16 protein-coding genes and 1 pseudogene are annotated in these 18,822 nt (G+C 46.4%); 6 read left to right on the plus strand and 11 right to left on the minus strand.

Features of this window, described 5'->3' with window-relative positions:
- Positions 1 to 742, minus strand: a 742-nt coding sequence (locus ACLFWI_RS10360; RefSeq protein WP_446412877.1) for a pantothenate kinase, incomplete at its 3' end; no start/stop codon positions are given.
- A 343-nt stretch (positions 743 to 1,085) separates the two neighbouring features.
- Here ACLFWI_RS10360 and glgX point away from each other — a divergent pair.
- Entirely contained in the window at positions 1,086 to 3,209 is a 2,124-nt protein-coding gene (glgX, locus tag ACLFWI_RS10365) for a glycogen debranching protein GlgX (RefSeq protein WP_446412878.1), read from the plus strand.
- A 105-nt stretch (positions 3,210 to 3,314) separates the two neighbouring features.
- Here glgX and ACLFWI_RS10370 read toward each other — a convergent pair whose 3' ends face one another.
- Together ACLFWI_RS10370 and ACLFWI_RS10375 are read right to left on the minus strand one after the other, a co-directional pair.
- Complete coding sequence (locus ACLFWI_RS10370; protein WP_446412879.1) at positions 3,315 to 3,740, minus strand: hypothetical protein; 426 nt, start codon at positions 3,738 to 3,740, stop codon at positions 3,315 to 3,317.
- A 71-nt stretch (positions 3,741 to 3,811) separates the two neighbouring features.
- Positions 3,812 to 4,360 carry a type II toxin-antitoxin system TacA family antitoxin gene (locus ACLFWI_RS10375; RefSeq protein WP_446412880.1) on the minus strand — a complete coding sequence of 183 codons (549 nt, stop codon included), beginning with the start codon at positions 4,358 to 4,360 and terminating at the stop codon, positions 3,812 to 3,814.
- A 151-nt stretch (positions 4,361 to 4,511) separates the two neighbouring features.
- Between ACLFWI_RS10375 and ACLFWI_RS10380 the strand changes: the two genes are divergently transcribed.
- Positions 4,512 to 5,246 (plus strand): CHAT domain-containing protein, encoded by a 735-nt coding sequence (locus ACLFWI_RS10380; RefSeq protein ID WP_446412881.1) that lies wholly within the window; start codon positions 4,512 to 4,514, stop codon positions 5,244 to 5,246.
- Positions 5,247 to 5,639: 393 nt separating this feature from the next.
- Positions 5,640 to 6,380: pseudogene (locus ACLFWI_RS10385) on the plus strand (PDDEXK nuclease domain-containing protein); the annotation flags it as partial.
- Positions 6,381 to 6,784: 404 nt separating this feature from the next.
- On the opposite strand, the gene rpiA reads toward ACLFWI_RS10385, so the two are convergent.
- The 4 genes from rpiA to ACLFWI_RS10405 form a co-directional block, all read right to left on the minus strand.
- Complete coding sequence (gene rpiA, locus ACLFWI_RS10390) at positions 6,785 to 7,495, minus strand: ribose-5-phosphate isomerase RpiA (protein WP_446412882.1); 711 nt, start codon at positions 7,493 to 7,495, stop codon at positions 6,785 to 6,787.
- A 278-nt stretch (positions 7,496 to 7,773) separates the two neighbouring features.
- Positions 7,774 to 8,220 (minus strand): RNA recognition motif domain-containing protein, encoded by a 447-nt coding sequence (locus ACLFWI_RS10395; RefSeq protein ID WP_446412883.1) that lies wholly within the window; start codon positions 8,218 to 8,220, stop codon positions 7,774 to 7,776.
- A gap of 381 nt (positions 8,221 to 8,601) precedes the next feature.
- Entirely contained in the window at positions 8,602 to 9,291 is a 690-nt protein-coding gene (gene rsmG / locus ACLFWI_RS10400) for a 16S rRNA (guanine(527)-N(7))-methyltransferase RsmG (protein WP_446412884.1), read from the minus strand.
- A gap of 50 nt (positions 9,292 to 9,341) precedes the next feature.
- Positions 9,342 to 10,010, minus strand: coding sequence for an ABC transporter ATP-binding protein (locus ACLFWI_RS10405; RefSeq protein ID WP_446412885.1), 669 nt, complete (start codon positions 10,008 to 10,010; stop codon positions 9,342 to 9,344).
- A 135-nt stretch (positions 10,011 to 10,145) separates the two neighbouring features.
- On the opposite strand from ACLFWI_RS10405, the gene ACLFWI_RS10410 reads away from it, so the two are divergent.
- On the plus strand, positions 10,146 to 11,072 hold the full coding sequence (locus ACLFWI_RS10410) for a Sll0314/Alr1548 family TPR repeat-containing protein (RefSeq protein ID WP_446412886.1): 927 nt from the start codon (positions 10,146 to 10,148) through the stop codon (positions 11,070 to 11,072).
- Between the two features lie 373 nt (positions 11,073 to 11,445).
- Here the strand turns inward: ACLFWI_RS10410 and ACLFWI_RS10415 are convergent, their stop codons facing one another.
- The 4 genes from ACLFWI_RS10415 to ACLFWI_RS10430 form a co-directional block, all read right to left on the minus strand.
- Positions 11,446 to 13,203 (minus strand): peroxidase family protein, encoded by a 1,758-nt coding sequence (locus ACLFWI_RS10415; RefSeq protein ID WP_446412887.1) that lies wholly within the window; start codon positions 13,201 to 13,203, stop codon positions 11,446 to 11,448.
- A gap of 394 nt (positions 13,204 to 13,597) precedes the next feature.
- Positions 13,598 to 14,179 (minus strand): HD domain-containing protein, encoded by a 582-nt coding sequence (locus ACLFWI_RS10420; RefSeq protein WP_446412888.1) that lies wholly within the window; start codon positions 14,177 to 14,179, stop codon positions 13,598 to 13,600.
- Between the two features lie 14 nt (positions 14,180 to 14,193).
- Complete coding sequence (locus ACLFWI_RS10425) at positions 14,194 to 15,600, minus strand: TIGR03985 family CRISPR-associated protein (protein ID WP_446412889.1); 1,407 nt, start codon at positions 15,598 to 15,600, stop codon at positions 14,194 to 14,196.
- Between the two features lie 17 nt (positions 15,601 to 15,617).
- Positions 15,618 to 15,884, minus strand: a complete 267-nt coding sequence (locus ACLFWI_RS10430) for a hypothetical protein (protein WP_446412890.1) — start codon at positions 15,882 to 15,884, stop codon at positions 15,618 to 15,620.
- A 45-nt stretch (positions 15,885 to 15,929) separates the two neighbouring features.
- Here ACLFWI_RS10430 and ACLFWI_RS10435 point away from each other — a divergent pair, with 45 nt between their 5' ends.
- Both ACLFWI_RS10435 and ACLFWI_RS10440 read left to right on the plus strand, forming a co-directional pair.
- A complete protein-coding gene (locus tag ACLFWI_RS10435; protein ID WP_446412891.1) occupies positions 15,930 to 17,222 on the plus strand; it encodes a hypothetical protein in 1,293 nt (430 codons plus the stop codon).
- Positions 17,223 to 17,615: 393 nt separating this feature from the next.
- Positions 17,616 to 18,590 (plus strand): reverse transcriptase domain-containing protein, encoded by a 975-nt coding sequence (locus ACLFWI_RS10440; protein ID WP_446412892.1) that lies wholly within the window; start codon positions 17,616 to 17,618, stop codon positions 18,588 to 18,590.
- Positions 18,591 to 18,822: the final 232 nt, after the last annotated feature.

An 18,822-nucleotide genomic window follows, 5' to 3' on the forward strand; every position in this document is an offset into this window, starting at 1 on the left:
CAACAAGATAAGGATAAAATTTAGGATAACGACGATGTAAATAATAGAGTAATAAGTCAGCGTCTCCACCAGTTAAAGCAATTGGGCTGTTAGGGAAGCGATGCAACCAATCGGCAATAAACTCTCGAATTCCTGCTAATAGAGTATAAATAACGCCACTTTCAATCGCGGTCAAGGTATCTATCGCCCAACGGTTGGGTAATTGGCGCTTAAGTGAGATAGACGGTAAAGCGGCTGTGTTGTGGGCTAATGATTCTAGTTGTAATTTGAGTCCCGGTAAAATAGCGCCGCCGACGAGATGACGATGATCATCGACACCCGTAAAGGTTAGTGCTGTCCCCGCATCAATCACCAGCACCGGATAATTATAGGTTTCCCCCGCCCCTAACACAGCCAGGGCGCGATCAATACCCAAGGTGGGATAGACGCCTAAAAGCGGTACATCCTCTAGAGTAATAACGTGGGCAGCTGGATAAGTTTGCCACAATGGAGTTTGCTCAGGAATGACTGAAGCGATATAAAGGGGTAGGTATTGATTGGAGGAATACCAAGAAACGAAGGGTTCACCAAAGATGGTGGTAGGTAGAAGACCAGATGTCCACTGTTGGATGAGCCATTCCACCTCGGCGGCTGGGAAATGTTGGGTATCCCAAGCCTCTTGGAGAGTATCTCCCACAAACCAAGCCCAGTGCAGCCGAGAGTTACCAATCATCAATGCGACATAGTGGTCTTGGAGATTCATTTCAGTTAAAATTACTTAGACGTTGAGGATTAAAGATGGGATAGGTTAAATGTATACCATTGGGTGTAATAAAAGTTTCATGCATCAGCGCAGACCCATTCTGTTAGATGCTTGACGTCTCAAAGCAGTAATTAACCTTACCAATCCCCAAAACAATTGATTGGCTGATCTATCCATTACTAATCAACTGCATCTATTGTTAGGGAAGGGAATAATCTGCAAAATTATAGGTTGCTCCTGATCAGGCGCAAATGCAATAAGTAATTAGATCCATCTTACGGCTTAGGAGAAAGGTTGCCTTTAGCTTGAGTATTTTATAGTGATGGAGTAAGGAGGTTCATGTATGTACGTACCCGTTTGGCCCGGTAAAAGTTACCCTTTAGGAGCAACCTGGGATGGTAAAGGCACAAACTTTGCCTTGTTCAGTGAGAACGCAGAGGCTGTCGAGCTTTGTTTATTCGATGATCAGGATGAAGAGACGCGCTTCGAGTTGACAGAAGTCAGCAACTTCGTCTGGCATGGTTATTTACCGGGTATTAGTCCGGGACAACGGTACGGTTTCCGCGTCCATGGTCCCTTTGCACCGGAGGAGGGTCATCGCTTCAATCCCAATAAACTGCTCATTGACCCTTATGCTAAGGCATTGGATGGCGAGATTGGCTACGGGGAGGAAATCTTTGGTTATCCGTGGGATGATCCAGAAAAGGACTTGGCATTGTCTGAAAGCGATGATGCTCATCTGGTTCCCAAAGCCGTGGTTGTCGATGAATCCTTTGACTGGGAAGAGGACGAACTGCTGCAACGACAGGCGCACGAAACGATTATTTATGAAACCCATGTCAGGGGCTTCACGAAGCTACACCCAGACATCCCCGAACCGCTAAGGGGGACTTATGCGGGACTCGCACATCCTGCTGCGATCGCGTATCTTCAGTCTTTGGGGATTACGGCGGTGGAATTGCTCCCCGTGCATCACTTCTTGTCCCAACCGGGACATTTGGTGGATAAGGGGTTAAAGAATTACTGGGGGTATGATTCCATAAACTATATGGCACCCCATGCCAACTACAGCGCCAGTGGCACTCAAGGGCAACAGGTGCGTGAGTTTAAGGAAATGGTCAAGGCGCTGCATAAAGCGGGGATTGAGGTGATTTTGGATGTCGTCTACAATCATACAGGCGAAGGCAATCATTTGGGTCCAACACTTTCTTTGCGCGGCATTGACAATGTGGCATACTACCGCACCATGGAAGATGACCCTCGCTACTACATGGATTTTACCGGGTGTGGAAATTCCCTGAATGTGCGTCATCCCCAAGTCCTGAAGCTGATTATGGACAGCCTGCGATATTGGGTATTAGAGATGCATGTGGATGGCTTCCGCTTTGACTTAGCCTCAGCCTTGGCGCGAGAACTCTATGAGGTGGACAGTCTAGCGGCATTCTTTGATATTATTCACCAAGACCCTGTCCTCTCCAATGTGAAGCTGATTGCTGAACCCTGGGATGTGGGCATGGGCGGCTATCAAGTGGGTAAATTCCCTTTGCTATGGTCTGAGTGGAATGGGCAATATCGGGATACCGTGCGCGACTTTTGGCGCGGTGAAGATAGTAGTTTAGCTGAATTTGCCTATCGCTTCACCGGGAGTTCTGACTTGTATGAATCCAACGGACGCCGACCCAGTGCTAGCATTAACTTCATTACCGCCCATGATGGATTTACCCTCAACGATTTGGTCAGTTATAACGAAAAGCATAACGACGCCAATGGGGAAGAAAACCGGGATGGGGAAAGCCATAACCGTTCCTGGAATTGTGGGGCGGAAGGCGAAACCGATGATCCAGAGATTCTCCAGTTAAGGAATAGACAACGGCGCAACTTTTTGGTCACGCTGATGTTATCCCAAGGTGTCCCCATGCTACTAGGTGGCGATGAAATTGGGCGAACGCAAGGGGGAAATAATAATGCCTACTGTCAGGATAGTGAAATCTCCTGGTTTGATTGGGATTTACCTGATGAAAATGCCGCCCTTCTCGACTTTAGCCGTCAACTGATCTATTTCCGCCGCCAGCATCCGACATTCCGGCGACGCAAGTGGTTTCTCGGTCGAGCGATTCACGGTTCTAGCGTTAAGGATATTGGTTGGTTCAACCCCGATGGCGGCGATATGACCGAGGATCAATGGATGGCGGGGTATACCAAGGCGATCGGTATTTTCTTAAATGGTGAAGAAATTGCCACGCCAGGAGAGGAGGGGGAACGAGTCATGGATGAGAGTTTCTTCATCTGCTTCAATGCTCACTATGAGATGATTGAATTTACGCTCCCCCCAGGATTGCAAAACCGAGAATGGCTGGTTGTGATTGACACCGATAAGCCTCGCTTTGTTGAGGAGGAAATCAGCTACACCGAGGATAAGCCGATTCAGGTTACGGCGCGATCGGTGATGGTGTTGCGACGACGATAAGGTTGGCTGTAGAGACGTAGCATGCTACGTCTCTACGTTTGTGCTGTATTCCATCAACCTGAAAAATGCTGTAGAACGAGACGCCATCCCTAAATGCGCCAGGACTTACGCAGCTACGCTACATATAGTGTAGCTGTCTGGGAGCATACTCCAGGGTGAGGTAGAGCGCGATACGTTCTCTTCGGAACAGGCTCCGCCAACGCGAAAACTCTCCTCGCGTCGAAATAAACAATCCTGCATTGAGGAATCAACTGCCAGTTTTCCCATCCGCATCGCTGGCACCGGATAACGTGGCAATCCTTTCCCATAACTTTTCGGCATCGACTCCCCTTGAATTTCTGACATACTCACCGAATAATAACCCGCAACATTCGGTTCTCCCTCTTCGGGAATGGCTACGAATGTTTTAGCGATACCCTTTTGATGATTTTGTTTGGCATATTTTTTAAGATAATCATTTAATTCCGGAACCCCGCAGTCAAAGTTATCCCGGTTTACCGAGTTATCTATCGGCTTAAATATCCATGTCACCTCAAGACGATTCCTGTTTACAAAACAATAGATGCTACACCATTTCTGTCATACACATACCTATTCCCAAATTAATTATGATGCCTTTTAAACGCCTCTTTTAAAACCCTATTGGGTTCAGGAGGATTTTTCAAAGCCGAGGCAAAGATATCCCAGTCTTGTTCATCTAAAACCATGGGTTCTGGAGTCGCTAATTCCTGAGTCGCTGCATCCAGAACAAGTTCAAGTAAATATTCACTCAGAGTTAAACACCGTTTAGCCGCCGCCTTTTCCAGAGTTTTCTTCTGTTGAGGTTCCAGAATCAGGCTGATATAGGTTTCCGGGGTATCAGGGGATTGGTTTCCCTTTGCCAATGACTGTCCCATCATCCCTACCTCTGACACCGATTGTTTGAGAGAACTGTTCTGTGTAAACAGGTTTGGCGGACTATCATCGTGATACCCTGAAGCCAAAGATTGAGACGGTGTAAATGTTCTCGTCTCCTCAGTCTCCTCAATCGCTAGATACTGATTAAGTTCCTGTTGCTCACTCGGCGTCAGTTCACCCGCTTGGCTACGAACTAGAAGTGTTTGCAGACGCTCCTTGTTTTCTTCAGGGACTTCAATCGTCAGTTTTGGCACGGTGTAACCTTTGAGTGTCGATTCTTACTGTTATTGTATAACTTATGGGCAGCCGCCCTTGGTGTTGTTCAAGGGGAGACTCCAGGGGATGTAAGGCTCAACCTGTCACTTGAACCATAAGGTGTCCCGAAGTTGAAAATGGAACCATAAAGTGTCCTGCCAGTTGTACAAACCGGATGTAGCCATAAGTCTATTGACGACAAGCTTTTTGGAGTCCAACCCTTTCAATCAGAGTGCGATCGCGAAAAATGATCACAGCTATAGGAGCAGATGGAAGCTTCCACTCTGGACAGGATATGATTCAAGTGACACAACCGCTACCGCAGAACTCGATTTAAAACCCTTACCCTATACCCGCACCGAAGCCGATACCATTCTTGAATTCCTCCAAGGTCAATCCAGTCTAGGAATTTTCGATTTTGAAGCCAACTTAAACCGATTCAAACGTCCTGATTTAAGCAACTATCAGATTATTCATTTTGCCACCCATGGCATCCTCAATCCGGACTACCCCGAACTATCAGGATTAGTCGTATCCTTAGTAGACCCACAAGGCAACCCGCAAAACGGCTTCTTACGCCTAAATGACATTTTCAACCTAAATCTCCCCGCCGAATTAGTCGTATTAAGCGCTTGTCAAACAGGTAGTGGAAAAAATGTCAAAGGAGAAGGCATTGTGGGATTGACAAGAGGATTCATGTATGCAGACGCACCAAGAACCATTGCTTCATTATGGAATGTCAATGATGCCTCAACCGCCGAACTGATGAGTCAATTTTATCAAAAATATCTCCAAGAAAATCTGCCTCCAGCCGAAGCCTTGCGACAGGCACAGTTAGCCATGTGGCAAAGTGAAAATATTGATTGGCGAAACCCTTATTTTTAGGCAGCCTTTACCCTTAAGGGAGAATGGCGTTAAACACAGATATGCCATCATTACGTAGGGGCGACCCGCTTGCACCAATGAACAACTTTATCCACTCAATTTCCTCGGGTCGCCCTGTCTTAAGCTGTCACGCATTTAAATTGGGAATGAGTAGCGAGCAAGATGCAAAGCCTGCGGCATGGCTTCGCTAAACGCATTACAAGGGTTTTGCTGTTTTTGACATTAAGTAAGGTTTAAATGCCGAACAGGTTATACGCTGAACAGACGTTGTAACGTGGTTGACAACCCCAGCTATCCTCTAGCTGACTTTCTTTCATGATAGGCTCCCAGAAGAGAGCGATCGCGGCTTGATTGGGATATAGTGACCGGATAAGCGAAAAAGAACATGACCCCATGAGCGATTTCCTGGCTCAAAATGCTTTATTCCAAGAAATTCGTCAGCTTATTGACGATGCTAAACAACGCGCCGCTGTTACCATTAATTCAGAACTCACCCTCCTGTATTGGCACATAGGCAAATTTTGCCGAAACCTTCCCTGACCCAGAAATTGTCTCTGCACTGCGGAGACAATTGACCTGGACACACATCAAAACCCTGATGTATATCGATGACCCCCTAAAACGAGACTTCTACATCGAAATTTGTCGTCTAGAGGGGTGGTCATACCGCCAACTCCAAGAGCGGATTCACTCCATGCTCTATGAGCGCACAGCCCTATCCCGCAAACCCGAAAACGCCATCCGCGATGACCTAGAGAGACTGCGCCAGGGACAGCCAATCTCACCCGACCTCCTGCTTAAAGACCCCTACATTCTAGACTTTCTTTCTTTAAGCGATCGCTACCTGGAAAAAGACCTGGAAGATGCCATCCTGCGGGAAATTGAGCAATTTTTACTCGAACTAGGAGCAGGCTTTACCTTCGTAGCCCGCCAAAAGCGCCTACAAATCGACGACGATGACTTTTATATCGACCTACTCTTCTATAACCGTAAACTTAAACGCCTTGTCGCGATCGATCTCAAGCTAGGCAACTTCCGTCCTGAGTACAAAAGCCAGATGGAACTCTATCTGCGCTGGCTCGAAAAATACGACCAGGAACCTGACGAACAGCCCCCTTAGGCATTATCCTGTGTCATTGTGTAGGGGCGACCCGCTTGCACCAATGAGCAATTTTATCCACTCAATTTATTCGGGTCGCCCTGTCTTCGTGTAGGGGCGACCCGCTTGCACCAATGAGCAATTTTATCCACTCAATTTATTCGGGTCGCCCTGTCTTCGTGTAGGGGCGACCCGCTTGCACCAATGAGCAATTTTATCCACTCAATTTATTCGGGTCGCCCTGTCTTCTAAGCAAGCGTTACAACAAAAAGAATCGAATGCAAATTAATAAAATTGTCGGGTGCGTTAGCGCAGCGTAACGCACCATTCTACTAAATTACAGTTACTCGCTTGGTGGGCAAGAGCAACGAACGATAACATCGGCATTTCAATGTTTATAGTCTTGCCCACCCGACAATAAAACCAGATTGATAACCGATTACATCTCGCGTACTAGCGGCTTACCATCTTTCACCTCACCGACTAGCACCACATTAGCCACACCGACAAATAAACCATTCTCTAAAACACCAGGAATATTATTAATCGTCTTTTCTAATTCACCTGGGTTATCCATAGAATCAAAGGTAACATCAATCACCATATTTCCCTGATCAGTTACCACGGGTCCCGCTTTCTTGACCCCCATCCGTAATTCGGGTTTGCCCCCCAATTTCTCAATCGCCCGCATCACTGGGGCATAGGCCATAGGAATGACTTCTACAGGCAGTTTAAACGTAGAACCCAGGCGCTCAACCAGCTTACCACTATCAACCACCACAATAAATTGATCGGCGAGAGAATCCACCACTTTCTCACGAGTATGGGCGGCACCACCGCCTTTAATCAAATTCTTTTGCGGATCAACTTCATCAGCGCCATCAATGGCAACATCAATATGATCTACCGCATCTAAGCTGGTTAAGGGAATACCATGCTCTTTAGCCAACACCTCTGCCTGAAATGATGTGGGAATTCCCTTGATATCTTTCAGATCCCCCTTTTTGATGCGATCGCCGATATACTGAATCGCATACGCCGTGGTTGAACCTGTACCTAAGCCAACAATTGTCCCGGATTGCACCCGTTGGGCCGCTGCTTTACCGACTTCTTGCTTCATCACCTTAACAGGGTCAGTTTCTGCACTCATACTAAAATGTCCTTCTTGGTTATGAATTACTGGGGATTGGGCTTATGTCATCGTTGGTTTAACGATGCCCTTCAGGGTGTCACCCCAGAAGTAAGGGTATCATTGTCGGTCGGTCTTTAGCGATCACCATTGCCTGAAAGTTGGCAACAAAGACGGACACGGCAAATGGGCAGCAGAACAGACTGCGTTTACCGTGTCCTACGGTTAGCGCGGGTTGTATAACGCCGCTTTTGTCGCTAGAGGAGTTAAGTTGGTTTACCTTTTGATTCAGACCAACTCTAGGAATTATTCGGTTGCGCCGATAAAAGTTCCTTGAGTTTTGCCAAATCATCCGCCCACCGGGGGTCAGGTTGAACTGAACCTGCATCGGGTGTTGGAGTATTCCGTTTGGCTTTTTTGCCACCCCCTCCCCGACGCCCAGGGGTACTGCCACCACCCCCAGATGGGCGAGATTCCTCCTCATTAGCACTTTTTGACTTGGGCTGGGCTTTTTCGATTTTCAAGGCGCTGTCTTTAAAGACGTGACCGTTGAATTTCTCAATAATTTGCTCAGCCAACTCATCATTGGGAACGGTGACAAAACCAAATCCGCGACATTTCCCCGTTTTGCGATCTTTAATCACTTTGGTGGAAACCGATGGACTGGCTTCGGCAAAAATGGCTTGCAGTTCATCGCGATCAACGGGTTCTTTTGGCAGGTTGCCAACGTAAAGACGAACGGACATGAAGGATACCTCCAGATGTGATTGAAATTTAAATCCATGAGCATACACCAGCAATTGGATTGAAACAGGATAGAGGAAAGTAATGAACGATTTCTACGTCCAGATAATTTTCCACTGATCCTGACCAACCTCAACAGCACAGACTGATGTAGTAAAATCAAACTCTTTTGACCATTTACACGGTTTAGCTACGACCCCTTTGTGAACTCTGGGTCGTCATATCAGGTTTGAAGCTAATGCTTTGGCTTGTAACTCTAATTATTACAGAATATTTACACTATTGTTAACCTAACACGAGTTGCCGCAGGCAAGCTAGTATATCAGAAAGATTGGGGTTTTTTATCAGATGTGAGTGATTTAGGACTTCATGACTAGGGGTACTCAAGCCCGATCAGAGATGACTCGTAAGTACAAACAGTGGCGGACGCTCTGAGATAGAGGTGTGGTAAAGGATTCAACTGATGCGATCGCGCCCCCTAATGATTCAACCTTTCCCTTCAACTCATCGGTTTGATCTTCACTCCAATGTCCTCGATATAAAATCCCTAAACCCCCCGGTTTCAGTAAGGGTAAAGCATAGTCCGCACAAGCGGATGCCGAACCCACAGCCCGAACTAGGGCGATATCATATTGTTGGTGATGCTGACGGTGTTGTCCCACTTTTTCCGCCCGACCCAGTACAGTTGTAGCATTAGGGATAGCTAACTGGGGAATCAGGGTATCGAGAAAGGTAATTTTCTTGCGCGTTGAATCCAGTAACGTCACCGAACTTGAGGGAAGCGCGATCGCGACAGGCAATCCCGGAAATCCTGCACCCGTACCAATATCAATAATATTTAGCGGTTTCTCATCCTCTGACAACAGGGAAGTCACACCTCGCAGCGAATCCCATAAATGCTTTTCCCAAAACTGATCCGGTTGGGTGATGCGGGTTAAATTCAACTGACGATTACCTGCCAAAATCCCAGCATACAGACGCTGAAACTGCTGGTGTTGACTCTGATTCGGTTGCCAATTTAAGGTTTCTTGCCAAACCTCAACCATTTCCGGAAGCAATTGTTGATCATTCATCCAACTATTTCCTGTTCCCCGTTCCCCGTTCCCTGTTCCCTGTTCCCTGTCTAATGACTCGTAACAGCCGCTTTCCGTTCTAGACTAGCGGCGTCAACCGAGTTCAGTTCACCCTCTTGGATTGTCCAACAGGAGTCAGCAATTTGCAATAACTCACCCGCATCGTGAGTCACCACCAGTAATGTCCAATGAGACTTGAGTTTTAGGAGCAAACTTGCTAACTGGCGGCGCATTGACCAATCCAGTCCCGCCGTTGGTTCGTCTAACATCAATACCGTCGGTTGGCGAATCAACTGAACCGCTAAGGCTAAACGTCGCTGTTGACCGCCACTGAGAGCATGAGGAGACGTATACAGAGAAATCTCACCCAGTCCCACTTCGCTTAAGGCTTCCTGAACCCGTTCTGAACCCAATTCTGGGTGTCCCATTCGCAATTCCTCTAGCACCGTACTGCCACAAAAGTGCCGTTCAGGAAACTGAAACACCAATCCGGCGAGTTGTTGTAAGTGATCAGGCGTCAATTCCTGTTCACCCCAGAATATATCACCCGATGTGGCTTGGGCTAAACCTGCCAGAATCTCCAATAAGGTCGTTTTACCCGATCCACTGCGACCTATAATCAGTCCGAGTTGTTGCGGTGCTAGGGTGAGAGTCAGACCTTTTAAGATAGCGGTGGGAGTAGCGGGCGGGTGATAGGTTATATTTTTGAGATAAAGCATCCAAATCTGTTTCTGTTGAGCAAGAAGATGGTCGGATCTTCTTCATTCTGACATCGATTGTCTTAGGATTGGGGACTGGAACCTCCAATTCCCGCCAACGTCGAACGTTAACAGACATTAGTTGTAGTTAAGACGATGAATTATTGGTTGCCAACCCCGCGACGAACTGTAAACGCCTTAGCTGGTGCAGCGATTATGGTTGTCAGTTTTTGGGTGACTCCCAGTTTAGCGGGTGATCCCTTTCGTCCCAGTAATCCCCGCAATATTGGCGATAAGACAGAAGCCGCATTTGAATCGATTTTTAAACAAGGAGATTATAAAACCGCCAAGGACTACCTCCAGCAAGCTGAAGCCAGTGAAGGAACTGATCCGTTAATCTATGCCATGCTAGCCGCGATCGCGTACACTGAGCGAGAGTTAGAAACCCTGAATACTTACGCCACAAAAACCCGAACCACGGCTGAACAACTGATCACATCTGATCCACTACGCGGTAATCTTTACACCGCTGTCGGTCACTTTTTAGAAGGAACCTATAACTTTGAGAAAGAAGGTCCAGTTAGAGCGCTGAGTAAACTCCAGAAAGTTTTTCAATATATAGACGCCGCCAAAGATATTGATGGCACTGATCCAGAGTTAAACTTACTCACCGGTCACATGGATTTGATGTTAGCCGTTAATGTTCCCTTTGCTGACCCGGCTGATGCGATTAACAAGTTAGAAACTCATGGTTATCCCAAGTATCTGGCGTATCGGGGGATAGCTGTAGCTTATCGAGATTTGAAAAAATATAATCAGGCGATGGATTATGTCGAACGCGCCTTGGCAATGACGCCGGATAATCCGGAAGTTTTATATCTGAAAGCCCAAATTTTAGTGCATCAAGATAAACCGGAAGCAGCTATAGACTACTTTGAAAAAGCGTTAGAAAAACGTAAACAACTTCCCAATTATTCAACAGGTCAAATTGTCTACGAGCAGTGTAAAGCGCAAGAAGAGGTTGATAATATTGATCGGGATTGTCGAGCGGAACGAAATCGCGCAAGAGTTGGTAACTACTGAGGGGTTGCTGAATAACTCTTGGGGTGAGGGGAGGGAACAGGGAACAGTAGTGCGAGCATCTTGCTCGCTACCCATTCCCAATTTAAATGCGTGACAGCTTAATAAAGGTTTTATTGGTTAATGTTTTCATCTTAAGATGTTAGCAGCACTGAAAAACTGTAACATAAGCGACCCGGGCGGGTTTTGTTGTTCATTGATTGGGGAATAGCAGAATTGATTCCCTAAACCCGCCCCTACAATTGACTGGCAATAAATAATTCGGATTACTGGATAGATAGGTTGTAGATTGAGTTGACGCCTGTTACAGCACTTTCTGGTCTGATGCGATACCTTGATCAGGGCGCACGTCGGTGCGCCCCTACAGGATGAATCGCTAGATTGATTGGGAACGTCCGATGTTGACGGATTGGCGCTGACGCAATTTCCCCAACGTTCCGCCAAAAATCCCAATTAAAAACAATCCGAATAGTGCGGAGGGTTCTGGCACATCTTTGGCGACAATAAAGGCATTATCCTGAATGTTGGTAATATCCGTATTGCGGCGGATAATATCAGAAAGTCTAGTATCGCCAATATCCGGGACTAAATTCAGGAGATCCTGATCAGCCAGATAAAAGAAGCGATCGCCATCCTGTAAACGTTGGAATTGGTCTGAGATAATCACATTGAACAGTTCACCAACCATCCCACTATTATAGGCATCTTCAGCAATCCCACCGATCCACAAATCGACTAAATCAATATTATCTTGACCATCGCTTGTGCCGTAAATATCTCGGAAGCGCTGGGCAATTTCGGCGTCGGATGTGATTTGATCAAAACTCGTGTATCCGCCTAAACCCAACCCCCGACGCGCTTCATTATAACTGGGGAGTCCATGATCTCGTCCCCGTTGAATATTCACAGCGGCTAAATCTAGTCCCCCGGTTCCAGCGGGGAAGAGGAAATTCCGGATATCATCGACTAATAAGGCATCAATAGTTTGCGATTTTTGAGAGGCTAATCCTAAAAGCAATGAATCAATCCCGTTATCGGTAATTTCCTGGGTATTGAAGAAACTATCTCTCAATGAAATACTCCCCGCTGATGTGCCATCATTGTTGATCCGTTGCAATTCTGAGGATAGCATCGTGTGACCCACTCGGTAGGCGGCGGTAGAGAATTCGTTGCTGATACTGGGGTTTACGGTTTCATCGTAACCACTATGGGGATCGATCGCACCTTCACCCAAGAGTAAAGGCAAAAACTCATTATAGGTAATTGCCTGGATTTGGGCACCGACAATCCGGCGGGTGGTTTGATAGATATAGTTGTCTACAGAAAGTCCCGCATCAGCCGCTTTTTCGGGAGTTGTGGGATCTGCGGCAATTTCCTCGGCTAACTGATTGTGTTCCCGGACAAAAAGCGTGTGTACCGCCGTTAAGCCAATTTGTTCATTTGCCCGCACATCCCCAGCGATAAATAGATTGTCAGGGCTGACACCAAAGGGATTAGCATTAGGCAGATTTGCGGTATTAAATGGTAACAGATTCCCGGCACTGGTTTTCAGTTTTCCACCTTCTCCAGATCGTAAAAAATTCGCCCGTTCTAAATCCGATCCATAAACACTCGACCCATCAATATAAGCTGTAATCTCGTTAACTTGTTGGCGGGGATTATTAATATCTGTACCTGTTCCTGGTGCAGCGGCATTTCTGCGGAAGGGGATAATTGATCCAGGTGGAAAGATTGGATCATTATTGGGAACGGGGATGGGTAAAAATTCTGCACCCGCAGGCGGCTCAGTCAAATCGAGATCATGATCCACAAATTGTCCCCATTGCCATAGCCAATCGCTGGCGTGGAAGGGATTGGGAAGTGATTCGGATTGAGATGCGATCGCGTTACTAATAGCGCGAGGGTTGGGGCGATTCATCCCCGCAGGCGCAGAAATTCCGTCACTGTAATCGGGTTCCAGGAGTCGAATCAGTTCAATTTCGGCTTCACCCCAAGTCGGATTATCTAGGTTATTGTTTGATCCGTCAATTGAGCGAAATTCTATGGCTTGGGCGGGTAGGGATACAGCAAATCCTAACGTAGCAAAACTGGTTAGGGTGAGAAGCGTTCGACGGATTTTGTCAGCAGTCATCATGGTTTAATTACACCTTGATAGTTATGAAGAACTGAAAAATTGTGGCTCTGAAAGTACCTGAAGGTATTTATTCATCAAATTCAGTTCTACTTATTACTCACGACTTAGCCGCCAATTTTCTGCAAAAGGCGAATATTTGTTACATTCTTTTACAAAACAGATCAGGGTTTACCTGCTATAGCAGTAGACACATCGATTAGGACAAGCGAACTGTTGTAGTAAGTTTGTAGTCAGCGCTTGAGCGCTGATAGCACTAAAGTGCTTACTACAAACCCAGCTTAAGTCGATGCCATGTTAAGCAACCTCAATAGTATTTTATTAAGTTTGTAGTCAGCGCTTGAGCGCTGATAGCACTAAAGTGCTTACTACAAAACTAGCTTAATTCAGTGCCATTTCAAGCAACCTCAAGCCGAGAAATTAATCGGGCTAATTCCTGAGTATAAACATGAGAATCCTGTTCCTGATAAACCTCCAGAAAATGCCGATAAAACCAAAGGGTTCCTTCTTTCCCACTTTTAAATCTCAGCCAAACCCTTTCCCCCTCGCGTTCCCAATCGGTGACAATTGAACGCAGATTGTGCAGTTTGTCCGCTAAAGAAACCCGTCGCACCTCTGAAGACGCCTGACGGATTTTGGCTAAATAATTGAGTTTTCTTTCCTTCCATGGCGGTTTCGGCTGGATTTGTTCCTCCGTACACCCATCCACAATACTAATGACTCTCTCGCCAAACCGTTGACGAATTTCCGCACGAGTGATTGCGCCACCTTGGTCTTCAATGGCATCATGGAGTAATGCCGCGATCGCTTCCTCTTCATCCCCTCCATCTTCGAGGACTAAAGCGGCGACACTCAGCAGGTGGGAAATATAGGGAATACCACTGCCTTTTCTAATTTGATTGGCGTGGAGTTGAGTGGCATAAACTAACGCCAATTCAAACCGATGAGATAATTTTGGGGTTTCTGTATACGTTGCCATTTTTGTTTACGTCCTTAGTCTAATAAATCGTGATACAATTGCCCAGTTTGCCAACTATCTTGTCTGATCCGCTGTCGCAATTTACTCGGTAAAATGACTTCCACATTTGATCCCCAGGCGCGGATTCGCATAATTACATTGTTGTCATTTTGGCGATAACGTAGGGTATAATAGGCTGAGTTGGGAAACTGTTTCAGGTGGGTTAAATACTGGCGTTGATTGGCTAATTTCAAGCTTTTAATCCACGCGATCGCGGCTTGCTTATTCTCCAGTTTCTCAAAGGTGGGATGGCGGAATGAGGGGTCAATGTAGCGCTGGGCAAAATCGGCTTCAAATCGCAGTAGCATGACCGCAGCCGGTTCATAGAAGTCAAACCCATAGGCGGAGTCTAATTCTGCTTGGATATAATCCGGACTGTATTGTCGATGGGGGATAATTTCTGATTTAGAGAAGGGTAATTTGTCACTCTGCCAAGACAACTGTTTCAGTTGAGTGATTCGTTCCAAACGGTAGTTATACCATCCCAATTGTCCTTGATTCTCGGTTCTCTGGGGTCTTTCGCCAAAGGCACAGAGGTAATATGCCCGTTGATAAAAATACAGACAAACCGGATAGATGATGTAGGTTTTGGTTTGATTTAAGAAGGCACTATGATAGGTGATTTGAATCGGCGGTGTCGGGTCAATTTTCCAAATTTTCTTGAGATGGTCAGCGGAATCAGCAGAAGCTTCCCGGAGGTCTTCATTAACCACATAGTCGTGGTGGATAAATAAGCGTTGTTTCCCATTAATTTTGGTGGTTAGCAGTTCCGCGATCGTGGAAACTTCATTGGTGAAAAATTCCAGAATGCCGTCTAGGTTGAAATTGGATTCAGTTGCCAAACTCTCCAAGATAGCGGCTGGAGATAGTTTACGAAATTTGTGCAGCGGCTTTTTCCCGGTAGATTGGGAATTAATTACCTGTCGCTCGATTAAGGGGGGTTTAAGTTTAGATAATTGGGTGAATTGATTACGAAAGGTACGGTCAGTAACAGCAAAAATGGGCGTATCTAGGAAGTCACTGATGTCTGGGTTCGTAAATTTATATCTAGATTTTAAGGTGGCGATAAATTTGGGTTTTACCCAGTCCGGATAGTCAGGGAATAGCCAAGCGGATAAGGGACAATTTTTATAATTAGGATGCCTTGACTGGAATTGATTCAGCCACTCGGCACAGTTAAACAAGTCGGAGTCAAATTCGATAAAGAAATTACAATCGCTATCGTATAATGAGCGTAAAATAACCCATCGTCTCACACCACTGGTTAGCAGCATCAGGCAATTGGCTTTGGCTTTTGGGGAAGTGTGATTAGATACTTGTAAGAGTTCGGGGACGAGTTTCTCTAGTCGTTGTACGGTGGGAAAAAATTGGTCAGTTGTCATTTGTCCTTGGTTATTTGTTAAAGAATAGAGGATGCCGATTCATTGTGCATCGTTGAGAATTCATTATTATCATAGCTGGTAATCCCCTTTTCCATTAAGAGTTGTAGAGACGTTGCATGCAACGTCTCTACTATCTTTTCGGTTGCACCCAGATGTAACTCGCGCCCGCCCTGACGCAGGTTTCTAGATTTTCCGTGAAAAGCCCCACACCCCAAAGGGCGCACTCCAGAGGGTGCACGTCTATGCGCCCCTACGGGGTTGGAACCCCCCTTTTCTTCCACCATGTCATAGTGAAATCGACATTCATCACAGCGAATTAGGAGAGAGTTATGACAAGCTATTTCATGGAAGTCGTGGGTGATACCCTGAGAGTCAATTTCGCGACAACTGATGAAGGTAATCCCATCTCGGCTCCTGGCGATCGCATCGTCAAAGATGTACAATCTCAAGTTGGGCAGCTTATCGCCTCTGGGCAACTCCCTGGGGGGAATTTACTCAAGATTCACGGGCGGATTTCTCTCCCCGCAAGTTATACGCTGGCGCATGAGTTGGCGCATCTGTATCGGGCGATTGCGGTTTCGGCTCCTCGGTTGGGGGCGTATATTGTTGTTAGTAGTACCACAGCCGATTATCCCTTTGCCAGTCGCATTGATTTTCACACCAACCAGGTGAAACAGGTTCCTTGCGCCACCGAGTTATCGGTTCCCTCGTTTTTGGTGCAGTTACAAGGGGATGTTCTCTATGTACAAATTAATCAGGCAGTCTCCGTAGATGGAGACCAAATCGTTCGCGATGTCAAGGCACAGTTACAAAAATTAACTGATTCCGGACGATTATCCGGGGGGAATCAATTACTGAAAGTTAACGGGCGCTCCACCGTGTTAGCCAGTTGGGTGATAGGGTTAGAATTAGCTCATCGGTATGGTGCGATCGCGGTATTTGATCCGAAACTGGGTACACCCGACTTAGATAGTTATATCGTCACCATTTCCCACAGTCCAGATTACCACGTCGGCGACACGATTCAAGTTAAATGCAAACCCTACCAAAGTGCCAAAATCGTCCTCTGTGGGTTTAAGAATACCGGAAAAACCGTGTTTCGGGATGGCTTAAAAAAAGCGATTCGTCAGCGAGAGGATGCACCGGATGACTTTTATGTGATTTCTGGTTGTCCCGATGGGGAAGGTGCTTACTTCTCAGAAACCGCCCAACGGAATCCAGACTTAGCGCGACAACTCAAAGACGAATACAAAGCCAAGTTTACCCCAGAATTTGCTATTGGTAAAGCCCATGACATCGAAGTGATTAAGAATTCCTTATTACTCTTTGACGTTGGCGGTAAAATCAGTCCAGAGAACGAACTGATTATGGCGCAAGCTACCCATGGGATAATCTTAGCTAAATCCGAGAGTGAAGTCAGCGAATGGCAATGTTTTTGTCAAAAATTGCACCTACCCGTTATCGCGATTATCTATAGTGACATCAACGCCAATACTGACACAATTACCAGTGAATCCCCCCTATTTACAGGAACCGTTCACCGACTCCATCGGGGTGAAATTGTCAGTCATCGTCCATTAATTCAAGCCTTAGCCAAGCGACTCGTGGAATTCGTCCCGTAGGGGCGCACGCCCCGTGCGCCCTATACCCCTCAGCCACGCCAGCCCTCACCCCCAGCCCCTCTCCCAAGCTTGGGAGAGGGGAGCAAGAAACAAGAAACAAAAAACAATAAATTTCTCAAACTTTCTCTTTTTCAATTTTCTCTTTTTCAGCCAAGGAACCCTAAACTCTTCAAAGTCCCCCTATTAGATCCCCCTTCCGTCCCCCTACCCCCCTCATTCCCCCCTACAAGAGGGGGGAGGACTAAGGATGCTTCGCTTTTTGTTCCACGGGGGAGATCAGATGTTGCTTCGCTTTTTTTGCATGGGGGATTTAGGGGAATATCAACCTAGCCAATGCAGATTTATTGTAACAAAAAAACTCAGCTATCTTTACCTTTTCTGCCGATAAACGCTATGACACCCATCATCACTCAATTCCTGCAACTCGATAACTTCCAACGCGCCTGGGAAAAAGTCGCCGCTAATCGCGGCTGTGCTGGTGTAGATGGGGAAACTATTTCTCAATTTGCCAGCAATCAAACCTTGAATATTTATCACCTCCGCGATGCAGTACTTCAAGGCACTTATAAAGCTTTTCCCTGTAAACAAGTGATTATTCCTAAACGCAATGGCAAACAACGAGAACTAAAAATTCCCACGCTTCGGGATAGAATTGTGCAACAGGCACTCTTAAATTGCCTCTCTCCCTTACTCGAAGAAACTTTCTCATCCGCCAGTTTTGCCTATCGTCCCAACCTATCCTATATCAACGCTGTCGAAGCCGTGGCTCATTGGCGCGATCGCGGCTATTATTGGGTATTAGATGCCGATATTGTCCAGTTCTTTGACCATATTGACCATCAAGGGTTATTAAAACAGGTGCGCCGCTATATTGATCAGCCGGGGATTTTGTGTTTAATTAAGTCCTGGATATCCGCTGGTGTGTTAACTGAAGCCGGGGTAATTCTGTCTGCTAAAGGGATTCCCCAAGGGGCGGTTATTTCACCCCTTCTCGCCAATATTTATCTCCATCCTTTTGATGAATGGGTGATGGGGACGGAGTTAAAATTGGTGCGTTATGCCGATGATTTTCTGGTATTGGCGTCAAGTCAAGCACGGATTATTCAAGCCCAGGTTGAGGTGATGCAGCAGTTGCAGTCTTTGGGATTAAGTCTGAATCCGGAGAAGACTAAGATTACCAATTTTCAGGAAGGCTTTCGCTTTTTAGGGCATGGCTTTTTTCAGGATGCTATTTTTCCTGTGGATGCCAATACGGGGAATTTACAGTCAGCTTTAGCCAAAGTAAAACGGGAAATGGCAGAGGGAATCAAGGGGAAACGGAAGGGTAAAAAAAAAGTGCGATCGCGGACTCATCAGCCGGGGAAATAAGGCAGACGGCTTCAACTACAGGGCAGAATAAACAAGGAAATTATAACAGTTTAGACGAACAGGATAATACTTTTACTCCCCCATGGAACAAAAGCGAAGCATCCTTTGGCTTCCCCCGTGCAACAGAAGCGAAGCATCCTTTGGTCTCCCCCATGGAACAAAAAGCGAAGCATCCTTTGGTCTCCCCCATGGAACAAAAAGCGAAGCATCCTTTGGTCTCCCCCATGGAACA

It is taken from the genome of Coleofasciculus sp. (assembly GCF_046539235.1).
Taxonomy (GTDB): Bacteria; Cyanobacteriota; Cyanobacteriia; order Cyanobacteriales; family Coleofasciculaceae; genus Coleofasciculus.

Bases quoted from the DNA above. Each gene is read 5' to 3' on its own strand.
- glgX (WP_446412878.1), top strand. From the start codon at position 1,086: ATGTACGTACCCGTTTGGCCCGGTAAAAGTTACCCTTTAGGAGCAACC.
- rpiA (WP_446412882.1), bottom strand. From the start codon at position 7,495: ATGAGTGCAGAAACTGACCCTGTTAAGGTGATGAAGCAAGAAGTCGGT.
- ACLFWI_RS10395 (WP_446412883.1), bottom strand. From the start codon at position 8,220: ATGTCCGTTCGTCTTTACGTTGGCAACCTGCCAAAAGAACCCGTTGAT.
- rsmG (WP_446412884.1), bottom strand. From the start codon at position 9,291: ATGAATGATCAACAATTGCTTCCGGAAATGGTTGAGGTTTGGCAAGAA.
- ACLFWI_RS10405 (WP_446412885.1), bottom strand. From the start codon at position 10,010: ATGCTTTATCTCAAAAATATAACCTATCACCCGCCCGCTACTCCCACC.
- ACLFWI_RS10410 (WP_446412886.1), top strand. From the start codon at position 10,146: ATGAATTATTGGTTGCCAACCCCGCGACGAACTGTAAACGCCTTAGCT.
- ACLFWI_RS10415 (WP_446412887.1), bottom strand. From the start codon at position 13,203: ATGATGACTGCTGACAAAATCCGTCGAACGCTTCTCACCCTAACCAGT.
- ACLFWI_RS10420 (WP_446412888.1), bottom strand. From the start codon at position 14,179: ATGGCAACGTATACAGAAACCCCAAAATTATCTCATCGGTTTGAATTG.
- ACLFWI_RS10425 (WP_446412889.1), bottom strand. From the start codon at position 15,600: ATGACAACTGACCAATTTTTTCCCACCGTACAACGACTAGAGAAACTC.
- ACLFWI_RS10430 (WP_446412890.1), bottom strand. From the start codon at position 15,884: ATGGTGGAAGAAAAGGGGGGTTCCAACCCCGTAGGGGCGCATAGACGT.
- ACLFWI_RS10435 (WP_446412891.1), top strand. From the start codon at position 15,930: ATGACAAGCTATTTCATGGAAGTCGTGGGTGATACCCTGAGAGTCAAT.
- ACLFWI_RS10440 (WP_446412892.1), top strand. From the start codon at position 17,616: ATGACACCCATCATCACTCAATTCCTGCAACTCGATAACTTCCAACGC.